Raw genomic sequence first — 19,394 nt, forward strand, 5'->3', positions numbered from 1 at the left:
ACGGCTGTAACATGAATAGCGGGTAGGTATGGAAGGAGCACACATCCCGCATCGTTCATTCCATCTGCCGGGTTGTTCTTTCCTATACGGCACTATAACCCCATGAAGCACTGCAATACCATTCCGCAGGCGATCTTGACGAGTCAGGACCTTCACGCTTGTTTATAAGAAATAGTGAACCTGTAAATGATGATTTATCCAGAATTAAAAATCCCCGACAGTATCATAACCGCCGGGGATTCTTTTGGGTCTGCATTCACTCTTCACAGAGGAAATGTCAGAAGAACTTTTTCATTTCATTACTTTAGTATTAATACGGTCACTTGTTCACCCATCGCAGGTTACTTGAAACAATGAAGTTCCGCGTGATCTTATTTAGAATTATTTGATTATAAATTCTTACTTAACAATTGCTTTAACAGCTTCTTCACCCTCAACGGCAACGATAACCATTCCGGCAGGAACTGCGATTATTGCATCATCGGAAGTGATAACTGTGTTAGCTACTACCTGACCTAAGATATTGGTGATCACAACCTTCTTGCCTTCGGCACCTGATACCCGTACGGCACCAACCTTAGCAATCACGTTTACACCTTCAACCGAGATCACTTCATTATCCGTAGCAATATCATCCTTAGAACCTTCTTCTACATTGAAGATCAGGGCATCGTCGCCACCGGTCTTAGCATTTGCGAATGTAGATTCTGCAGGATCAGACATTACCAAGCAACCATTCTGCATCTTCAACCAAGAAGCTCTTTCCGGAGCAATCTGCGGTTGATCTGCATGAGCCATCGATTCGAACAGGAACGAACGGCTTGATTCTACTTCGTCAGCTGCGATAGTCGGATCGATGAAGCGGAATGACCAAGTGTAATACTTGTGGGCGTCGCCCTTCAGGTTCTTGATATAATAACCCGTACCGTTAGCAATACCGCCTTTCTTCGTATTAGCTGCGATAATAGCTGCGATGTCTACGTTTTCAGTCTTAACACCGGCGAACTGGTCGATCAACAGATACAAGCTGTCACCAATATGAAGAGCATCCACGAAACCAACGCGGTTATACTTACCCCACATGTAGTTATTATTAGCTGTAGAGTCGGCGAAGTTCACCAGGTAGTGACCTCTTTCGTAGCCTTCTACGTCAACATACTTGTCATGGATACAGTTTTCAGGTGCTTCATGTCCGGCTTCGATTTCTGCCTGACAGATCGGGCACGGAATCTTGATTGTGGTAGTCTTAGCAGGTTCACGATCGATCGATACCAGATACTGCGGTTTGATATAACCCAGACCACGTTCAACCCAAACTGAATCTACATAGAATGACTTACCATCTACTGCTTTTTCAGCACCGTCAATTCCAAGGAAGTTGATTCCGGCGAACATGAAGTTCGGGTTCACTTCCATCTGCAGATATTCGTTACGATACTTTTCGATGAAGCGCAGCGTGTCGGCAGCATCACCTTCGTTACCTTCAAGTGCTAAAGAGTTGAAGCGGCGATACAATGGTTGTTCAGCCAGACCGATAGAGAATGCAGAAGTACGAGCTTCGCAACCACACTGGTACTGCAGGATTGCATTAGAGGATTGATCGGCGACACCGACTTTGATACATCTAGGATAATATACAGATTCTTCACCTGCATCTACAGCAAACCTGTTAGACCGATCCATGCTAGCAAAAGCTTCTACTGCGACTCCTCCTTCTTCTTCAGAAGCCAGAACAAACGCATAATAATGCTTTTTGTTATAATGGTTATTTTCCTTGAAGTAGAATGGAGTCGGTCTTTCCAAGTTAGAAGAGATCACAACACGGCCATCCAAATTCATTCCATCATACATATAATCATTCTGAATACCGGCATAAGCCTTCTTTCCGTTTGCATCCATTCTATAGATATAATACGGTGCTCTTTCCAACTGAGCCAAAGCTGGGATTCTTGCCTTCAATTCTTTCGAAACCAAAATACCATATTCTTCCGTATCATAACCTAATTCGCTCACTGGCTCAATGCCGAAGAATACTTCAGCGTCATTCAATACGTTCAACACAGAGTCTCCACCCAGGATATTTACATAATTGTTTTCAGAGAACGGAGTGTAATAGTTGAATGCATAGTTAGAGATCATCAGCTCTTCTTTACTCATATATCTGTAACCCAGGTTCGGATCAGAGATGATTTCATCTGCAACCTTTTCGAATGTCAACGTCAGCTTTTCATCTCCATTATAGAAATAGAGGCTACCGTCCTCATCTTTATACAATTGTACAGTACCCCAAGACCAAGCAGTAGGATATTCGCGGTTCACAAACTCAATAGGAGAAGTCGAAGCTGCATATTCAGAAGTCTTCGTCTTCGTAATTATCCACTGGTATGCCGGCATATGAGAGACATCCTGTACGGGTTCGTCGATTGATGACCAGCCAGAGGTATAGTAACAATCAGCACTAATAGGCACTGCAAAATACTGGCCTTTAGCGTTACGGATTGTATAAACACCGTCTGCCAAAGAGGTTTTATCGGTTTCTATAACTTCGCAACCTTTGAAGCCAATGGAGATATTGGTTTCTTTTTTGTTGTCGATAGTAACAACACGAGTTCCATCCGCTGTAACCAAATCCTGAACGGTTACATAGTTTGCATTATATTCGCCACCTTCATGTCCTTCATTCGGAATAACCGATGCATCACCATCTGCAAAATAACCGGTTTCGGCATCCGCTTCGTAAACAACTTTCTTTACTCGGATCACCAATGAATCTTTTGAAGGATAATAGGTAAACAAAAATGCACCCTGATCAGCCAAGAATTCATCGTTGTTCAAAGAGTCAAGAGGCGTTGTATATGAGCCTTTCTTATCAACATAAGTGAATGCCAAAAACTTGGAACCTACGCTATTAATATAAGCAGTATCGACATAAAGGGCTGCACCGTCACTTTTTCTTGTGATATTGACAAAATTAACACCTTCAATAACCTGGTCATGAGCCAAGAATGCAACATCACTGAACGGATTCTCCAAAGATGTGTTGTTTCTGTCCGGATCAAATTTCAGCTTAACGCCTGCATCAGCTTTTTGCTGACCCAATTTCGTGTTGATCTCTTCTGCAGTCAAGGTCAAAGCTTCAGCTTCCTGCAGAGACACTGTCATAAATCCAGCATCAGCCACTTCATTTGCTTTCACTTTTTTCAGCGTAATCTGACCATACTCGTCCACAATAAAGCCAACAACAGAGTCTGTTTTAAAATAAGAGTACAGCGGTTTTTCATTCTCTACACCTTCTAAAAAGATATCAGAGAAAGCCCAACCACCAACTTCACCGCCTAAAACAGGAGCTTGATCGGTTGTTGTTGCCGGAGCGATAAATTCGTCCATCGTGATATCCAGGTAAGCACCTGTTCCACGATTTAGGAAATCATACTTAGGATTTTGTCCCTGATCTTCTTTCATAACAGTTACACACCATAAGGTGCTTGTCAGGTTTGCAGAAGTTGTTTCATTTGCAAGAACTAACTCACCATCCTCATTTACAGACAGAAAGCCAGTCGCCCCATCACCATAATTAGCAACAATCTGATACAAACCATCATTCTTTCCTAATTTCAGGGTGATGTCAGTATTCACAGTTTGCGCACCAGCAGACACCGCCCCGAAGAGAGCAATCCCCGCTAAAAAAGTAGAAATCTTTTTGTTCATAACTAAACATTTAAATTAATAATACTAATATTGAAATCTTGTTCTAAACTTTTATTTGGTTAGGTTCTGTAAAATGACGAGCGAAAACGATCCTTTTTTTTAGTCATTTTTCGGGGGTGGTCGGGGGTTCGTCAGCTAAAAGAGCAGATTCGTACTCTGTAAGCTATCTTACTGATAAGAAAGCAGATATAATTGCAAAATTATTTTGGAAAAGAATTGCATGTTTCAAACTTATGCGTATTTTTGTGTCGATTTAATGACGAAAACAAAGGATCGTTTTTTTTCGTCATTTATTTTAGGCCCTCTCATCCCCTATAATTCATAGCTTACATATTCTAAAAATTGCCTCAAAAGTCCACTTCCGATATGCGGAATATCTTTATCCGATCAAATTGCGACGGCTCTTATTTTTCAGGCTATTACTTAAAAATGCCTTCGCATTCTGAAATGACTAAAAAACATGCAAAAATCGACCAAGAATCGGTCTCTACAGAAGATTTCCGAAAAACGACGTTATTTTTCCTTTTGCGTCTTAACATCTATAAAGAAATGCCGGTTTCGGATAAAAAGAAGAAATCCCCAGCGGCATTACTACCGTCGGGGATTCTTTTTTGTCTGTATTCTCTCTTCACAGAGAAAATAATCAGAAGAACTTTTTCATTTCATTACTAGTATTAATACGGCCACTTGTTCGCCTGTCGCAAGTTACTTGGAAAACGAAATTCCACGTGGTCAAATATTTAGAATTATTTGATTATAAATCGTAATGTTATTTCTTACTTAACAATAGCCTTAACAGCTTCTTCGCCTTCAACAGCAACGACAACCATTCCCGCAGGAACAGCGATCGTTGCATCGCTTGAAGTGATAACTGTGTTAGCAACAACCTGACCCAGAATATTGGTGATAACAACCTTCTTGCCTTCAGCACCTGAAACTCTGACAGTACCCACCTTGGCAATCACGTTTACACCTTCAACCGAGATCACTTCATTATCCGTTGCGATATCATCTTTTGAACCTTCTTCAACATTGAAGATCAGGGCATCATCGCCACCTGTCTTAGCATTTGCGAATGTAGATGCCGCAGGATCAGACATAACCAAACAGCCATTCTGCATCTTCAACCAAGACGCTTTTTCCGGAGCGATCTGATTTTTACCATTCAGCGCCATTGACTCAAACAAGAACGAACGGCTTGATTCTACCTCGTCGGCAGCGATAGTCGGATCGATAAAACGGAATGACCAAGTGTAATACTTGTGGGCGTCACCCTTCAGGTTCTTGATATAATAGCCTGTACCGTCTTTGATACCGCCTTTCTTCTTATTCGCTTCAATAATAGCCGCGATATCAACATCTTCAGTCTTAACACCAGCGAACTGATCGATCAACAGATACAAGCTATCCCCCATGTGAATTGCATCTACAAAACCAACGCGGCTATATTTACCCCACTTGTAGTTGTTATCGGTAGAGTCGGCGAAATTCACAAGATAATGACCTCTTTCATAACCTTCTATGTCAACATATTTGTCATGAATGCAGTTTTCAGGAGCATCATGTCCGGCTTCAATCTCTGCCTGGCACAATGGGCACGGAATCTTAATTGTTGTAGTCTTAGCCCCGTCACGGTCGATCGATACCAGATACTGCGGTTTGATATAGCCCAGGCCACGTTCAACCCAAACAGAATCCACATAGAATGACTTCCCATCTTTCGCTTTTTCAGCACCGTCGATTCCGAGGAAGTTGATTCCGGCGGACATAAAGTTCGGGTTCACTTCCATCTGCAGGTATTCGTTACGATATTTTTCTACGAAACGTAGCGTATCGGCAGCATCACCCTCGTTACCTTCAAGCGCCAAAGAGTTGAAGCGACGGTATAACGGCTGTTCGGAAATGCCGATTGAGAATGAGGAAGTACGGTTTTCGCAAGTCGGCTGGAACTGAAGAAGGGCTTTAGAAGACTGATCGGCCACACCAACTTTATAGGGATATGTGACATAGAGAGGCGGAAGTTCGTCATCTGCGAATTCTTCATGAATTTCAGGTCGCGGCTGAGGATAGCCCATCAAAAATGCGTAATAATGTTTCCCCTTATAATGATTGTTTTCCTTAAAAAAGAAAGGAGTCTTAATCATCACATTGGGAGAGATGATAACACGTTCGTCCAAGTTACGCGGGTTTTCGAAGAAATCGTCCTGGAAACCGACATAAGCTTTTTTACCATCAGCGTCCGTCGTATAGATATGATACGGCGCCTTTTCTAACCGGACTAAAGCCGGGATTCTTGCCTTCAACTTATCCGTTACCACAATTCCGTATGGTTCGGCAGAATAGCCCAATCCCTGAACAGTGTCAATACTAAAGAATGTCTGTTCCTCATTCAGTATATGCAAAACAGAATCTCCAGCCAGGATATCGATATATTTGTTATCAGACAAAGCGTTGTAATAGTTGAATGCATAGTTAGAAATCATCAACTCTTCTTCACTCATATATTTATAACCCAAATGCGGATCAGAAATGATTTCATCCGGCACTTTATCGAATATTAAAATACCCTTTTCTCCATAATTATTATAATAATAAAGATCGCCACCTTCTTCATACAACTGTATTCCACGCCAAGGTTCGATAGAAGGATATTCGCGGTTTACAAAAGAAACCATAGAAGTAGACAGATAATGTTCTGCAGTCCGGTCTTTTGTTATCACCCATTGATATGCCGGCATATGAAATGCGTCCTGTACATCAGCATCAATAGAAGACCAGCCTGTTTTATAATCTCCAAAATCACATAAAGTAGCAATAGGCACTCCCAAGTATAAACCTTTAGAGTTACGAATCGTATAAACGCCGTCTTCCAAAGAAACTTTTGTTTCTGTAACATCGCAGCCTTTGAGACCAAGTGAAATATCAGTTTCTTTTACGTCGCGGACAGTAACAATACGAACTTCATCTTGTGCGATCAAATCCTGAACAGTTACATAGTTTGCATCATATTTATCGTCTCCATGTGCCGCATCTGGAATAATGGACGGTGTACCATCGGCAAAATGGCCCGTTCCAGCATCCGCTTCATAAATAACTTGCTTTACCCGAATCACCAATGAGTCTTTTGAAGGATAGTAGGTGAACAAAAATGCACCTTGATTCTTCAGAAAACTATTCGCTTTCAGAGAATCCAGAGGCGTTGCATGCGTACCTGCCTCTTTTATATATTTAAACGCCAAGAACTTTGCTCCATTAACATTTGTATAGGCAGTATCAACATAAAGGGCAGCGCCATCGCTTTTTCTTACAATATTGACAAAGCAGTCACCCGCAATATAATTGTCATAAGCCAGGAATTCGACATCACTGAAGGGGTTTTCCAGTGTTGTATTATTTCTGTCCGGATCAAAAATCAACCTAACACCGGCATCATCTCTCTGCTGGAATAATTTTGTATTAATCTCATATGCGGTCATTTGCATAGCAGGAACTTCTTGCAGAGATACTGTCATAAAATTGGTAGCATCCAGATCCCTTGCATTAATTTTCTTCAAAGTAATCTTGCCCGTATTGTCTATCATGAAACCAACAATGGAGTCTGCTTTAAAGTAAGAGTACAACGGTTTCTCGTTTTCAACACCCGTTTCAAAAATATTAGAGAAAGCCCAACCACCAATTTCGCCGCCTACAGCAGGAGCTTGTGTAGTCTCTGTATTTGAATCCTCAAATTCATCCATGGTGATATCCAGATAATCACCTGTTTCCCGATTAAGAAAATCAAACTTAGGATTTTGTCCCTGATCTTCATTCATGACTGTTACGCACCAGAAGGAACTTGCCTGGTTATATGGTGTAACAGTCAGCTTACCTTCCCAATTCAAGGTCAACACACCACTTCCTGTTCCTCCATACTTAACCGCAATTTGGTACAAAGAGTTATTCTTCCCGGGCTTCAGTTTGATGTCAGTATTCACATCCTGTGCACCGGCAGACATTGCCCCCAAAAGGGCAATCCCCGCTAAAAAAGTAGAAATCTTTCTATTCATAACTAAACATTTAAATTAATAATACTATAAAATTGAAATCTCGTTCTAAACTTTTATTTGGTTATGTTCTGTAAAATGACGAATGAAAACGTTCCTTTTTTTCGTCATTTTTCGGGGGTTGTTTGGGGTTCGTCATCAAAAAAGACAGATTCGTACTCTGTAAGCTATCTTACTGATAAGAAAGTAGATATAATGGCAAAAATATTTTAGAAAAGAATTGCAGGTTTAAAACTTATGCGTATTTTTGTCTCGATTTAATGACGAAAAGAAAGGAACGTTTTTTTTTCGTCATTTTTATTTGTGCCATTATGCTATATTATTCATAGCTTATATCTCCATAAGATCATCTCAAAAACTCATTTCTAATATTCGGAATTCCAGAGGACGGCAAAAGAAGGGTAACGCTTAAAATTCGGGTTGTCAACTAAAAACGCCTTTGTATTCCAAAATGAACGGCAGGCACACAGATATTAACCAAGAATCGGTCGCTACAGAAGATTTCCGAAAAACAGCGTTATTTTTCCTTTTGTCCATTAACACTTCTACAGAAAGGATGATACCTGCCATTTACCTAAATAAATCCCGTTATTCTTATGGATACGTCCCGCTATTTTCCGAACTTTATCCCCATGAAAAACACAATTCTCATTATTCCGTTAGTCTGCCTGCTGACAGCTTGCGTTCACGACAAGCAATCGGCAAGCGAACCGTCTGAACCGCTCCGTACGCTGGCTGAACAGTTTAAACAGCCGGCTGATTGCTATAAGCCTTATGTCTGGTGGCACTGGATGGGAAGTAACTTCTCCAAAGAGGGAATCACCAAAGACCTCGAGGCGATGAAAGAAGCCGGGATCGGAGGAGCGACTATTTTCAACCTGGCTTCGGCGGTACAGGAGACGCATGCGCCGACAGAAAACAATCCATGGCCCGAACAGACTTTCCGCAGCGAGGCATATTGGGAAGCCTTGCGCTTTGCTGCATCGGAAGCGAAACGTTTGGGTTTGAAACTGGGCTTACAGAGTACGCCGGGCTATTCGACATCGGGTGGCCCCTGGATTACGGAAGAAAGAGGAATGCAGCAGGTTGTCTCGAGCCGGACAAGCCTGTCGGGTAACCGTCTCATCGAAACGGTGCTCGAAAAGTCGGAACTGCCGGTTTACAAAGGATGGGGCAGCACACAACAACGGGCGTCCTACTATCGCGATGTCGCAGTGATGGCCGTCCCCGAAAAAGCGGATGTGAAAACATATGAGATACTGGATTTGTCGGATGCGATGGATACGACAGGCCTGTTGCGCTGGCAAGCTCCCGCCGGACGATGGACAGTCTACAGGATCGGGCATGCTCCTACCATGTCGAACCCGCACCCGCTGCCGGACGACCTGATCGGGCATGCGTTGGAAGCTGACAAGATGAGTAAGGAACAGATGACCTATCACTGGCGATCGGTACTGGAGCCGTTGAAAGAACATTTAAAAGAATACATCGGCGATTCATTCACGCACCTTCTGATCGACAGCTACGAAGCGGGAGACCAGGATTGGACACCCGACTTCCGGAAAGATTTCATCCGCCTGAAAGGATACGATCCGCTTCCCTGGATCGCCTTGCGGAACAGTGCTGGTGAGCGCAACGACGTAAAGCAGTTCACCGAGGATTACAAAGAGGTGGTCAGCCGCCTCTACATCGACAATGGTTGGAAGATAGCCCGCGAGATGATAAACGAGGCCGGACTGAAATTTTACTGGGAGCCTTACTTCGGGCCGTTCGATTCATTCGAGTCGGTAGCCATTCCCGATATCCCGATGGGCGAATTCTGGACAGGCGGCAAAGGAGCTATCTGGAATACGATTCCCAAAGCGGCACGGATATACGGCAAACGGATTGTGGGTGCCGAAGCATTCACCGGGCGCCCCGAGATCAGCCAATACACGGAAGATCCGGCATTTCTGAAACATACGGCCGACGGAAGTTTTGCCTCCGGTGCAAACCTGCTGTTCCTGCATCACTGGGTGCACCAGCCTTTCGACGACCGATACCAGCCGGGCATGGGAATGGGTTGGTGGGGAACGCATTTCGGACGTCACCAGACTTGGATCAAGCCGGGAAAGGCTTTCTTCACTTATCTTGCCCGTTGCCAAATGTTGTTGCAGCAGGGAGTGTTTATCTCCACCGACGAACGCATGTTGCATCGGAAAACATCGGATGCCGACTTATACTTTATCATCAATCCATCGGATTCCATTGAGACACGTACTTTTGCTTTTGCCATGCAAAACCGGATTCCGGAGTTATGGCTGCCGGACAAAGGAATTATTTGCCAAGCTGCCGACTGGCGGGAATCAGCCGATTCTATTTTCGTCAACCTGAAGCTCTATGCGGACGAATCCGTATTCCTGATTTTCCCGGATAAGAAGGAGAATGGCTACACGGCCATGATACAACCGGCGATAAAAGTGTGCGGAGAGAGTTCCCGTGAAGTGGCCGGTCCATGGCCTATCAGTTTTGCGCCTAAATTGGGAGAACCTTTCCAACGGGAGTTTGCAGTTTTATCTGATTTCAGCGAGGATAAAGACACTACGATCCGGTACTTTGCCGGGACGGCGACTTACCGGAAAACAATTCCGGTGGATGCGAATGCTTTAGGGAAACAAAAACGGATTTTACTGGATTTAGGCGAGGTGAATGATATCGCCGAACTAACGGTAAACGGTAGAGAGGCGGATGTTTTATGGTATCCTCCCTATCTGGCCGATATTACGCCCTGGATAAAGACCGGTGAGAACGAGATAGAAATTGCAGTCACCAACAACTGGGCAAACCGCCTGATCGGGGATGAACAGTATCCTGCCGATTTCGAATGGGGACAGGACCGGGGAGAGAAATTAGGACGCGCCATGAAAACCTATCCGGAATGGTTCCTCCAAAACCAACCGCGCCCGTCAAATGGAAGGAAAACATTCTCAATCTGGTATTACCACCGGAAAGATTCACCCCTGCAAAAGGCGGGGCTGCTGGGTCCGGTACGAATTATTGAGCAAGATGTCGAGATGGAATGAAAGTTTCATCAGGGAGAAACTTTATTTTCCCCTCGAAGAAACAAAAGTTTCCCGGGCATGAAAAAAAAAGTTTCACCTAACAAAACAGGTGAAACTTTTTTTAATCTTTATTTGTCGTCTCTCTTTCCCATCTTCATCTCGATGATAAAGGAGACCAGCAAACCGATGCCGCCAAACAACAGGACGGAAGCACCATAGATTGTGCCCGAAACATCACTGTGATACCAATCACGCCAGCCGCCATCCATAAAGCCGAAACCGCTCGCACCGAAGGATGTGGAGACAATAAAACCGACCAACAATCCCAAACCGATACCCGTCAGCAGACAACCTGCCTTCAAAGAGCTAAAAGAAAGGCGGTTTCCCAGGTAACTCGGCAGTCCTAACTTTCCTTCAAAAGCGGAAGCATCCAGTTTATCACCTATCTTTTCGATAATAGCCAAACGTTCATTACGGCGAACAAACAGTTCAAACAATCCGTAAATAGCTGCAAAAACGATTCCGACAATCAGCGGAGCTGTAAGAAAATCCATCATAACTGTACTTTTTTAAATGATTAATTAATTTCTTTGCTACTTTTGACGCACCTCTTTCCGAAAGGTTACAAACAGGGGAGAGAAAAATATTTTTTATTTTTGTTGATGCAAGTTGTAACCTGTTCGCCCGGCTTGCGTCCATTATAATACGATGGAGTTGTACACCGACACATATTATATAAAAAGGATACAAGCGGGAGATACGGCATGCTTTGCCTGCCTTCTGGATAAATACAGCCGTCCTGTTCATTCGTTAATCCTGAAGGTTGTCCGCAGCCGGGAAGATGCGGAAGAGCTGGCACAGGATGTGTTTATGAAGGTATTCAAACATCTTTCGTCCTTTAAAGGAGAATGCAGCTTCTCCACCTGGATTTACCGGATCGCCTACAACACGGCTATCTCGGAGACACGGAAAAAGAAGCATGAATTTCTGGCGATCGAAGATGCTATTATTAATAATGTATCGGAAGAAGAGGTATCCGAGGCGCTGGGCAGGACGGACAGTTCCAGCCAGATGCAAATGCTCGATGCCGCACTGGCCCAATTGCCACCCGACGAGCGGGCCCTCATCCTACTCTTCTATATGAAAGAAAAAACGGTCGAAGAGGTGGCAACCATCACCGGGCTCACGCCGTCTAATGTTAAAGTGAAACTACACCGCATACGAAAGAAACTGTTTGTTGTATTAAAAGGAATGGAGGAACGATAAATGACTGAAAAGAATGATATACTGAAAGATTTGTTTAGCCGGATGCCCGAAGAAGAGCTTCCCGGATCGTTCCGCGCCAACGTGATGCAACAAATCCTGGCCGAAGCGGAACGGATACACAAACGGAACGAGCGCTGGGGATGGATCGCCGTTATCTCCGCCTCTCTATTGATGGTCGGCCTGGCTGTCGGAGCATTCTTTTATATGGATATGCCCAAGATATCCGTATCGTTGCCCCGCCTGAGTTCGCTTCCCTTCTATGTTTATATCGGGATACTGACCTTCATCCTGCTCGGAGCCGACTACAAATTCAGACAGATATTCAAAAAGAAACAGGTGTCGCACAAAGAAGAGTAAAGAGCGTTTTTTCCATATAAAAAGACTTGTAAATCAGAAAAAAGCATTACCTTTGCCCCGATTTTTGAGAGATGACAACATAATGTCTAACTTACTAATTAAAACAAACTTAAGTATTAACAATTAGAGAATGGAAAATTTAAAGAACATTCAACCCATTGAAGATTTCAACTGGGATGCTCTTGAAGAGGGCGAATCTTACGGTCAGGTAAGCAAGGACGATCTTGTAAAAACGTATGACGAAACTTTGAACACCGTAAAGGACAAAGAAGTCGTTATGGGAACTGTAACTGCAATGAACAAACGTGAAGTTGTAGTGAATATCGGTTTCAAATCAGATGGCGTTGTATCTATGGCTGAGTTCCGTTACAATCCGGATCTGAAAATTGGTGACGAAGTAGAAGTTTACATCGAAAACCAGGAAGACAAAAAAGGACAGTTGATCCTGTCTCACAAGAAAGCACGCGCTACACGCTCTTGGGATCGTGTTAACGAAGCTCTTGAAAAAGACGAAATCATCAAAGGTTACATTAAATGTCGTACGAAGGGCGGTATGATCGTTGACGTATTCGGTATCGAAGCATTCTTGCCGGGTTCTCAGATCGATGTCAAACCGATCCGCGACTACGATGTATTTGTAGGTAAGACAATGGAATTCAAGATCGTGAAGATCAACCAGGAATTCAAAAACGTTGTTGTATCTCATAAAGCTCTTATCGAAGCTGAACTCGAACAGCAGAAGAAAGACATCATCTCCAAACTTGAAAAAGGCCAGGTACTGGAAGGTACGGTTAAGAATATCACTTCTTACGGCGTATTCATCGACCTGGGTGGCGTAGACGGTTTGATTCACATCACAGACTTGTCTTGGGGCCGTGTTTCTCATCCGGAAGAAATCGTTCAGCTGGATCAGAAGATCAACGTGGTTATCCTTGACTTCGATGACGAAAAGAAACGTATCGCTCTCGGCTTGAAGCAGCTGACTCCGCATCCTTGGGATGCTTTGGATACAAACCTGAAGGTTGGTGACAAAGTAAAAGGTAAAGTTGTCGTTATGGCTGACTACGGTGCATTCATCGAAATCGCTCCGGGCGTAGAAGGTCTGATCCACGTATCTGAAATGTCTTGGACACAGCACTTGCGTTCTGCTCAGGACTTCATGAAAGTTGGTGACGAAATCGAAGCCGTTATCCTGACACTGGACCGCGACGAACGTAAGATGTCTTTAGGTATCAAACAGCTGAAAGCTGATCCTTGGGAAGATATCGAATCTCGCTTCCCGGTAGGTTCTCGCCACATGGCTAAAGTACGTAACTTCACAAACTTCGGTGTATTCGTTGAAATCGAAGAAGGTGTTGACGGCTTGATCCACATCTCCGACCTGTCTTGGACAAAGAAAATCAAACATCCGTCGGAATTCACTCAGATCGGTGCAGAAATCGAAGTTCAGGTACTGGAAATCGACAAGGAAAACCGTCGTTTGAGCTTAGGCCACAAACAGCTGGAAGAAAATCCTTGGGATGTATTCGAAACAATCTTCACTGTAGGTTCTATCCACGAAGGAACAATCATCGAAGTACTGGATAAGGGTGCTGTAATCTCTCTGCCTTATGGCGTTGAAGGTTTCGCTACTCCGAAACATCTGGTAAAAGAAGACGGTTCTCAGGCTGCTGTAGACGAAAAACTGCAGTTCAAGGTAATCGAATTCAACAAGGAAGCTAAGAGAATCATCCTTTCTCACAGCCGTATCTTCGAAGACGAACAGAAGGGCGCTAAGAAAGAAACAGGTGAAAAGAAACCGTCAGCTAAACGCGGTGGCAAGAAGGAAGAAGAATCTGCAATGGTAACCGGTCCGGTTGAAAAGACTACACTGGGTGACATTGAAGAACTCGCTGCTCTGAAAGAAAAATTGGCTGGTAAATAATATCTGTCAATCCTGATAAAAGAAAAAGGAGATTTCCATTCGTGGATATCTCCTTTTTTATTGCTTGAAAAAAGAATAGAGAAAGCGCCTTAGTCTACCTCCTTTATCGCTTCCTCTATCTGTTCCTGTTCACCATAATACTTGCAGCTTTCGCCGAGACCCAGCAATGCGTTTATCTCATGGCGTTTGTCCAGATCGGTGAAATAGGCGTCTACCACTTTGTAAATATCGAACCCGTCTGTAGAACCCGCAGCCAGATTCAATGCTTCTACCAATTTTCCTGTTGCTTTGCGAATTTCTGCCTTATTGATCAGGTGAAACTCATTGTTGTGAATTAATTGACTCTTTCCCATGATGTTTGATTTAAAAGTTATACTTGTTTTTTATTAATAACCATTCCCAAAGGCGGTAAGTTTTACCGCCCCGTTCCATTTAATGCACTAAATATACAAACATCCTTTGATCTTTCATCCTTTCCCTCTTTTTATTTTTAAAGAATTATGAAAAACAGATGACAATTCCATTAAAGGCTTTTTTCCAATTAGACAAGAGAATCAAGCCATAAAATAGAGAATAAGTTCTATTCTATTTGGTTATGTAAAAATTAATGCTGAAATTTGTTCACAGATAATATAAAAGCTATGGGCACAAACGAAGAAAACAAGAATGTAACTATTCTGATTGCAGAAGATGAGGAAAGCAACTTCCTATTATTAAAAACCATATTAAAGAGACACTGTAATGTTCTGCAAGCAAGAACAGGACGTGAGCTTTTAAAAGTCTACGCCGAACAGGGGGCAGACTTGATCTTATTAGACATAAAGATGCCGGAAATGAATGGTATCGATGCCTTAAAGGAGATCCGGAAGCAAGACACACAGATACCTATTATCATGCAGTCCGCCTATGCTTTCGAAAACGATATGGAAGCGGCCCGTGCCGCAGGTAGTAACGGGTTCATCACCAAGCCTATTAATATTGTCGAGTTGAAAAAGACGATTTCCAAATTCTTGCCGCAGATTACCTGGTAAGAATTTAAGAACTCTATAATTACAAAAAAACCGGAATGGTTCTAACAATCGTTAGGACTGTTCCGGTTTTTCTTTTTTCCGTGCATATCTTAAACTAAGCGGCCTCACGTTCTTTTCTTCAGAAAACCGTTCCATATACGGACTTATTTGCATTAAAATTCTTTACAAACTCCAATTAAACAAAACATTATCTTCCTTGTTAAGTGCATGGGTAAAATCGTATAGATAAAAAGTGCCGTCAATCAGTACCAGATTTCTGGAAAGTTATACCAAACAGGCACTAACCGAATTTCATTAGGGACGAAATTATACTTTTACGTACGAAACGAAAATAGACATGTCAGGCAGCAAATATAAAAGGACATCAGATAAAAACGCGGCTTCTCATTCTTTAGAAAATGATTTTGAGATATTCGAGAACTCGACGGAATTCCCAATCCCTTTATATCCTTCTTATTCCCGCAGAGCAATCGTTGCTTTTTGCACGAAAGGAAGTGCTAAAGTGGACATCCATGAGTATGACCATTTGTTTATGAAGGGAGAATTGGTTGTTATTTTCCCGGGGCAGTTAGTTTCTCTATCGGAAAGTAGTAAAGATTTTACGGTCAGCTACTTTTCGTTATCCATAAATCTTTACAACGATGTGCTTAGCGGTCTCTGCCGCTTTTCACCTCTTTTCTTTTTCTACATGAGGAGTCACTACTATTACAACTTATCGGAGTTGGAAATATCCAGATACATTAATTTCTTTCAATTGGTATATTCCAAAGCAAAGGGACCGGAAAACCTATATCGCAAAGATTCGATCATCCATCTCATGCGGATACTCTATCTGGATATTTATAATGCGTACAAAATAAATTCACAGAACGCACAATTCAAGCTCAACAGCCACAAAAAAGAGTTGGCAAACGGCTTCTTCCAACTCATCATGAAATATTACAAAGATAACAGGAGTGTAACGTTTTATGCAAACAAACTATATATCACTCCAAAATACCTGACAATGGTTGTCAAAGAAGTCAGCGGCAAATCAGCTAAAGACTGGATCACCGAATATATCATACAAGAGATCAAATTCCTGTTAAAGAATTCATCGTTGAACATTCAGGAGATTGCCATACGGACCCATTTCTCCAATCAGACATCGTTAGGACGCTTTTTCAGGAAACATACAGGCGTGTCGCCTTCATTTTACAGAACACAGAATTAATAACAAAGGTCATGAACAGAAATCAGCTAATCAACGCACTGTCAGAGAAGACAGGTTTAGACAAGAAGGACGTAAGACGAACAATCGATGAAATGCAAAGACTGATTATTCAGGAAGCCAAAGAAGGGCAAAGAATCTGCCTGCACGGTTTTGGCTCATTCAAGCCACGTTTACAAACCAGCCGCCCGGCGCGGAATCCCAGAAACGGAACAACCGTACAACTGTCTCCCAGGACAATCATTCATTTTAAGTGTGCTCCCCTTCTATTGGAGCAAATGAACGACAAATAACAAAAACAAAAAAGGCTTACAAGAAACTGTAAGCCTTTTTTATTTACTCAGCATTGTCGGGGTGAGAAGATTCGAACTTCCGACCACACGCCCCCCAGACGCGTACTCTAACCGGGCTGAGCTACACCCCGCTTTGTTATTTCGAGTGCAAAAGTAAGGTTTTATGCGGTATTTCGCAAATTTTTGATGGCTTTTTTGACAAAAAAGGAGATTCGAGAGTATATTCGTCTATAAAGTCCTTATTTATAAGAAGATATTTCAATAAGGAAAATAATTTGAATTGCATTCTACTACACGAGAGGACATCTATTATTTTAGGAAAGTTTTAGGAAAGAGAAAGGCCTATTTTAACATAAAGAGGGTAAAAGGTTAAATGTTACTAATTGAGTATCACAACTATAACACACTTTGAGTGATCATTTGAAATTCATGTTTTACCTTTGTAATAAACGAAATTATTTAAATAAAGATGGCTACATTTAAATTTGTGCTGCATACTGCAAATAAAAGAAAGGATGGGACATATCCAGTTTCACTCCGTATAATAAAGAATATGAGAAGTAAATATTGCTCATCGGGGCTCTATGCCAAAAAAGAAGAATGGGATGAACAGGCAGAACGTTTCATTTCCAATAAAAAGGTTTGTCCTATGAACAAAGAATATAACGCCCGATTAATGGAATTGGCAGGCAGAGCGAAGATGATCGAACTGAATTTCGATAGAGATAGTATTGACTGGACTTTAAATCAATTTGAAGATGCCTTCCTACACAAAAGTAAACAAGGAAAGTTTCTTGATTATGTAAATAAGTGTGTTGCAACCATGAAGGATACTGGACATATCGGAAATGCCAAAGTATGGGAGAAATCGATTTATAACCTTCATCTCTTTGACAAGAAATTGGATACAAGAACCTTCCAAGAAATTGATATAAAGTATGTAAATGCCTATAATGCATTTATGGAAAAGAAAGGGTGGTGTGGGAATACAAGAAAACATAATATGAAGACATTAAGAGCCGTCCTGAACAAAGCTATTTTGGAAAAGGAGTATAATGCAAGTAGCTATCCTTTTGGGAAAGGGGGATTTTGCATCTCTGCCTTGGAAGAAGAAACAAAGAAAAGGTATTTGTCCGACGTTTCTTTAAATAAATTGATGAATATGAAGTCAAAAAGTAAAGTAAATGAAATAGCCCGACACCTCTTCCTCTTCTCTTATTTTTGTTTTGGTATGAGTTATATTGATATGGCTAACTTAAAGAAAAGTAACCTTCAAATAGAAGGGGGAAAAGAATATATTATGTATAAAAGACAGAAAACCAGACATAGCAAAGGAGCCAAATTTATTAAAGTTCCGATTAATAACGATTTGAGAGCATTGCTTGTCTGGTTTAAAGAGAATACGGTTTTAATTGAAGATTATTTATTGCCTATCATATCGATAAATTACGAAGGAGAAAAATTGTATGAACATCAACGCCGAAGATTAGCCATATACAACAAACATTTAAAAAATATGGCGGAGGAGTTGCAACTACCGGAGAAATTGACAAGTTATGTTAGTCGCCATTCGATGGCAATGACATTGCAAGAAGATGGCACGCCAAGAGAGATTATAAGCCAAATTATGGGGCATAAGGATCTGAAGACAACGAACACTTACTTGGATAGTTTTGGTAGTAACCTAATTGAAGACATTACAAACAAATCATTATATAAAAATAATATAGCCATATGAGAACAACAGCATACGAAAATTTCTATCAGAAATTGATCGCAACAACAAAATGTTTAGATGTAAATGATATTGAGAAATATATCAGTCGCAACACATCCAATGATATTTATTTGATTAACAAACAGATAAAAAAGGCCAATAAGCTACTGAATGAGCGATATGAACGTTATGGAGTTATTACAGAACAGGATAATATTGATGCCTTTCGAAAAGGTTATTATGATTTAGGGAAAATAGCTCTTACACTCGATGGTATAAGAAAGAAGATTGCCCGATTCGAAATAGAGAAGGACTCTCCTATCGGAATACAAATAAATAAAGATTGGAATAACGCAGCATTCCTTTTGCAAGACCTTTTACAATTGGAAAATATGAATCTTATTACCTATATAAGGTTATTAGAAGAAAGGAGTGCCGAAATATCAGATAGTAAGGTTCGAAAAGAGGGAAGTTCTTGCCACAATGAGAAGAAGAAGGACTTGCAGTCGAATTTCATCAACAAATCTTTGATGAATATACCAAGCGATGTCATTACTATAGAAGAAACTTGCGAATTAACGAGATTATCTAAAAGTAAGATATATCATATGGTTTGTGACCGTGAAATTCCTCACTATAAGCTCAACCCGAACAAGAAAGGAAGATTATATTTCTCTCGTTCAGAGATCGAAGCATGGTTGAAAAGAAACCGAATCGGCACTACAGAAGAGTTTTGTCATCAATTCGGAAATTGATAATAAGATAAATAATATAAATGTTTTATTGATATTAATATTATATAGA

13 protein-coding genes and 1 tRNA gene are annotated in these 19,394 nt (G+C 41.6%); 9 read left to right on the forward strand and 5 right to left on the reverse strand.

Annotation, left to right across the window (positions count from 1 at the left end):
* Positions 1-399: 399 nt before the first annotated feature.
* Positions 400-3,708, reverse strand: coding sequence for a DUF6383 domain-containing protein (locus DW083_RS06230; protein WP_122331812.1), 3,309 nt, complete (start codon positions 3,706-3,708; stop codon positions 400-402).
* Between the two features lie 776 nt (positions 3,709-4,484).
* Positions 4,485-7,754, reverse strand: coding sequence for a DUF6383 domain-containing protein (locus DW083_RS06240; RefSeq protein WP_147382100.1), 3,270 nt, complete (start codon positions 7,752-7,754; stop codon positions 4,485-4,487).
* A gap of 629 nt (positions 7,755-8,383) precedes the next feature.
* Here DW083_RS06240 and DW083_RS06245 point away from each other — a divergent pair.
* Positions 8,384-10,813 carry a glycosyl hydrolase gene (locus tag DW083_RS06245; protein ID WP_158582092.1) on the forward strand — a complete coding sequence of 810 codons (2,430 nt, stop codon included), beginning with the start codon at positions 8,384-8,386 and terminating at the stop codon, positions 10,811-10,813.
* A 107-nt stretch (positions 10,814-10,920) separates the two neighbouring features.
* Here DW083_RS06245 and DW083_RS06250 read toward each other — a convergent pair whose 3' ends face one another.
* A complete protein-coding gene (locus tag DW083_RS06250) occupies positions 10,921-11,349 on the reverse strand; it encodes a DUF6249 domain-containing protein (protein WP_122331816.1) in 429 nt (142 codons plus the stop codon).
* A gap of 151 nt (positions 11,350-11,500) precedes the next feature.
* Here DW083_RS06250 and DW083_RS06255 point away from each other — a divergent pair, with 151 nt between their 5' ends.
* The 3 genes from DW083_RS06255 (at position 11,501) to rpsA (ending at position 14,339) form a co-directional block, all read left to right on the forward strand.
* Positions 11,501-12,058 (forward strand): RNA polymerase sigma factor, encoded by a 558-nt coding sequence (locus DW083_RS06255; protein WP_122331817.1) that lies wholly within the window; start codon positions 11,501-11,503, stop codon positions 12,056-12,058.
* Entirely contained in the window at positions 12,059-12,415 is a 357-nt protein-coding gene (locus DW083_RS06260; RefSeq protein ID WP_122331818.1) for a hypothetical protein, read from the forward strand.
* Positions 12,416-12,545: 130 nt separating this feature from the next.
* Positions 12,546-14,339: a 30S ribosomal protein S1 gene (rpsA, locus tag DW083_RS06265; protein WP_115500392.1), complete on the forward strand. Its 1,794-nt coding sequence runs from the start codon at positions 12,546-12,548 to the stop codon at positions 14,337-14,339.
* Between the two features lie 89 nt (positions 14,340-14,428).
* Here the strand turns inward: rpsA and DW083_RS06270 are convergent, their stop codons facing one another.
* Positions 14,429-14,692 (reverse strand): hypothetical protein, encoded by a 264-nt coding sequence (locus DW083_RS06270; protein ID WP_115500391.1) that lies wholly within the window; start codon positions 14,690-14,692, stop codon positions 14,429-14,431.
* 288 nt (positions 14,693-14,980) lie between these two features.
* Here DW083_RS06270 and DW083_RS06275 point away from each other — a divergent pair, with 288 nt between their 5' ends.
* The 3 genes from DW083_RS06275 (at position 14,981) to DW083_RS06285 (ending at position 16,873) form a co-directional block, all read left to right on the forward strand.
* Complete coding sequence (locus tag DW083_RS06275) at positions 14,981-15,370, forward strand: response regulator (RefSeq protein ID WP_115500390.1); 390 nt, start codon at positions 14,981-14,983, stop codon at positions 15,368-15,370.
* A 337-nt stretch (positions 15,371-15,707) separates the two neighbouring features.
* Complete coding sequence (locus tag DW083_RS06280) at positions 15,708-16,583, forward strand: AraC family transcriptional regulator (protein ID WP_115500389.1); 876 nt, start codon at positions 15,708-15,710, stop codon at positions 16,581-16,583.
* Between the two features lie 11 nt (positions 16,584-16,594).
* On the forward strand, positions 16,595-16,873 hold the full coding sequence (locus tag DW083_RS06285; RefSeq protein ID WP_115500388.1) for an HU family DNA-binding protein: 279 nt from the start codon (positions 16,595-16,597) through the stop codon (positions 16,871-16,873).
* A 56-nt stretch (positions 16,874-16,929) separates the two neighbouring features.
* Here DW083_RS06285 and DW083_RS06290 read toward each other — a convergent pair.
* Positions 16,930-17,004 (reverse strand) — tRNA-Pro (locus DW083_RS06290).
* 338 nt (positions 17,005-17,342) lie between these two features.
* Between DW083_RS06290 and DW083_RS06295 the strand changes: the two genes are divergently transcribed.
* Both DW083_RS06295 and DW083_RS06300 read left to right on the forward strand, forming a co-directional pair.
* On the forward strand, positions 17,343-18,611 hold the full coding sequence (locus DW083_RS06295) for a site-specific integrase (protein WP_122331819.1): 1,269 nt from the start codon (positions 17,343-17,345) through the stop codon (positions 18,609-18,611).
* Positions 18,608-19,345, forward strand: a complete 738-nt coding sequence (locus DW083_RS06300; RefSeq protein ID WP_122331820.1) for an AlpA family transcriptional regulator — start codon at positions 18,608-18,610, stop codon at positions 19,343-19,345. The genes DW083_RS06295 and DW083_RS06300 overlap by 4 nt, the downstream gene beginning before the upstream one ends.
* Positions 19,346-19,394: the final 49 nt, after the last annotated feature.

The sequence above is a fragment of the Parabacteroides sp. AF48-14 genome, from assembly GCF_003477465.1.
In the GTDB taxonomy this organism is placed as follows: Bacteria; Bacteroidota; Bacteroidia; order Bacteroidales; family Tannerellaceae; genus Parabacteroides; species Parabacteroides acidifaciens.